The sequence below is a fragment of the Tepidimonas thermarum genome (assembly GCF_007556705.1).
Classification (GTDB): Bacteria; Pseudomonadota; Gammaproteobacteria; order Burkholderiales; family Burkholderiaceae_C; genus Tepidimonas; species Tepidimonas thermarum.
Map to the genome: position 1 here is coordinate 1 of NZ_VJOL01000105.1, position 1,908 is coordinate 1,908.

General features: G+C 59.4%; 2 protein-coding genes and 1 pseudogene. All 3 read right to left on the reverse strand.

Going from position 1 to position 1,908, the window contains the following annotated elements; translation table 11 throughout:
* Nucleotides 1–269: 269 nt before the first annotated feature.
* On the reverse strand, nucleotides 270–542 hold the full coding sequence (locus Tther_RS13050; RefSeq protein ID WP_143904551.1) for a type II toxin-antitoxin system RelE family toxin: 273 nt from the start codon (nucleotides 540–542) through the stop codon (nucleotides 270–272).
* A complete protein-coding gene (gene relB / locus Tther_RS13055) occupies nucleotides 526–750 on the reverse strand; it encodes a type II toxin-antitoxin system RelB family antitoxin (RefSeq protein ID WP_143904554.1) in 225 nt (74 codons plus the stop codon). The genes Tther_RS13050 and relB overlap by 17 nt, the downstream gene beginning before the upstream one ends.
* Nucleotides 751–1,006: 256 nt before the next feature.
* A pseudogene (locus Tther_RS13060) lies at nucleotides 1,007–1,581 on the reverse strand (transposase).
* Nucleotides 1,582–1,908 lie beyond the last annotated feature (327 nt).

The window sequence follows — 1,908 nt, forward strand, 5'->3', positions numbered from 1 at the left end:
GGGCGGGTTTTGCACCGCCGCGAGGGCACTTTGGGCGCCTCAGAGGCTGCCTTGGGGTGATTTGCGCTGACCTCACAGCGAGCGTGAGCGAGTGTGCGGTGTACGAGCTTTTTTGTTCAGTGGTTCCGAAGAGGACAAAGATCGAGAACGTGAAAACGTTCAAATATTTGTGATCGACCACGCGCTTGGTGGCGAACCAATCAAAGCGCTGGCCGACCTGCGCGTAATCGACCTCGATAACATCGAGCCGTTGACAGCCGAGGAGGATGTCAATTCCGGTACACATCCTTTCGGTTGCCGATGCGCACAACGAGGATGCGCAAAGCGCCGTCCTCGATGCTGGCGACAATGCGATAGTCGCCAACGCGGTACTTCCAGAAGGCTCCAAGCTGGGAGCCTTTGAGGGCTTCGCCAATGCTGCGCGGATCGTCGAGCTGGGCGACACGCTCACGCAGAAAGGCTGTGATGCGCTTAGCGCTGGCCTTGTCCAAGGCGGCCAAGTCTTTCTTGGCCTTGTCGCCGATCTCAATCCGCCAAGCCAAGATCGCGCTCCACTTCTTCCAGCGTATAGGTGCGGCCGCGACCTGCGCGAATGTCAATCAGGCGTTGCTCTGCAAGGTACAAATCTTCGAGGTCATCCAAATGCTCAAGGATCGCTTCCCGGGCATAGAAAGTCTTGGTACGCCCGGTGGCGCGCGCCAGTGCTTCAAGGCGAGCTTCCACGTCGGCGGGAAGTCGGATGGCAAGCATGGTTCGTGCTCCTGCTCTGAAATTGCTATGCAAGTATAGCAAAACTGCCTTACGTTCCATGCCCATTCCGGGCGAGTCGCGCTCTATAAAACATCTGCCCAACACCCGCTGCGGACACCGCGAGTCGTGGAGGTTTCACATGGTGGCATTTGGAGGTCGGTTGCGTCGACTTGGAACCCTACAGCCAGGCATGAGCAAGCCGCTGGGAGGCTTGTGGGCCCCTTTTCGGCCCACTTTTGCCCCCCTGCGGGCGCACTTATCCCTGGGGCACCATGTTCAGCAGTCGCTTGTGCGCCAGCCACACATGGGCCAGGGCAAACAGCGTCATGCGCTGTGCGGTGTTCTTGGCCGGCAAACGGTCGTGCGTCTTGCGGTAGCCCAAGAGGTTCTTGACGATGTGTAAGGGGTGCTCGGCCTTGGCACGAATACTCGCCTTGATGCGCTCGAGTTGTTGCAGCAACGCTTGGACGACGTCCAGGATCTTGCGCACCAGGTCGTGCCTTTCCAAGAGGTGCCGCAAACGCAGGATGGTGGTTTCATCGGGCAGCGCGTCTTGGCCGATGTCCAGCCCCGCGAACCCGCCAAACATGGGCGTGTCATCGAGCGCCTCTTCCATCGTCGGGTCCGAGAGGTTGAACCACTGCTGCAAAAAGTGAATGCGCAACAGGCTCTGCCCCGCAAAAGGGGGCGCCCACCCTTGGGTCCAGGCGTGGGTGCGTATGGGGCGATGAGGGCCAAGAGCTCATCCCACGGCACCACACGCTCCATCTGGTCAAGGAACTCGCGCTTGCGCGTGCGCACCGATCTTGCGCTCGAATCCGCTGCCGGCAAAGCTCATCGGCTTCATCATGGCAGCATCCGTGGTGTCTCGTGTCTACCGGCTGCTAATTTTGCCGGAGGGGTGGGTTTTGCAGAGTATCCTTAGAACTCCCCACAGAGTTGTGTATCGTTCTTTCTGTAAATTCCATTTTGCCGGTTGTCTGCTGGGCGGGGATCTCCGGCGCTACGCGCCTACGCTCCCCGCCCAGCAGACAGCGCGAGGGTGGGTCTGACGCCATGACTTCGAGAAAGGAGTGTAACCCTCATGGCAATACGAGTCGAAACCAACCCCTTGGAAGCCGCTTATGCGATCTTGCTCGAGAACGGACTGGATGGCGC

What these genes read in the sequence shown, in the direction of transcription:
- relB (WP_143904554.1), bottom strand. Translation starts at nt 750, where the DNA reads ATGCTTGCCATCCGACTTCCCGCCGACGTGGAAGCTCGCCTTGAAGCA.